Below are 398 nucleotides of genomic sequence, written 5' to 3' on the forward strand. Positions count from 1 at the left end.
ATTGTTGCCTTGCTTCTCATAGCGTCGTATGAGTGTTTTAGTAGCAAGAGCACGAGAAGGGTTCAAGTGCTTTCAAATCATATGACGCTAAAAGAAGCATGACGGGTCGGCAGCTTAGGGCAGCCCGGGCCCTGCTGAACTGGTCAGCGCAGGAGCTGGCGATGGCTTCCAAGGTCAGCCTCGCCACGATCCGCCGCGCCGAAGGCACCGATGGACTACCGAACATGACGGCGGCGAACGCGGACACCTTGCGGCGGACCTTGGAGGCCGCCGGGGTGGAATTCATCCCGCAGAACGGCGGTGGCGACGGCGTGAGGATGCGGAGAGCGGAGGGATAGACGGCCGGCGCCGGACGCCTTCGGTCCGGCTGGACAACGGGTTCGTTGCGGGACGATATT

General features: G+C 61.8%; 1 protein-coding gene. It reads left to right on the forward strand.

Features of this window, described 5'->3' with window-relative positions:
- Positions 1-161: 161 nt before the first annotated feature.
- A complete protein-coding gene (locus tag M0638_RS28050; RefSeq protein WP_248670251.1) occupies positions 162-338 on the forward strand; it encodes an XRE family transcriptional regulator in 177 nt (58 codons plus the stop codon).
- Positions 339-398: the final 60 nt, after the last annotated feature.

It is taken from the genome of Roseomonas acroporae (assembly GCF_023223525.1).
Taxonomy (GTDB): Bacteria; Pseudomonadota; Alphaproteobacteria; order Acetobacterales; family Acetobacteraceae; genus Roseomonas_E; species Roseomonas_E acroporae.

Excerpts from the sequence above, each read along its gene's own strand:
- M0638_RS28050 (WP_248670251.1), top strand. The coding sequence starts at position 162 with ATGGCTTCCAAGGTCAGCCTCGCCACGATCCGCCGCGCCGAAGGCACC.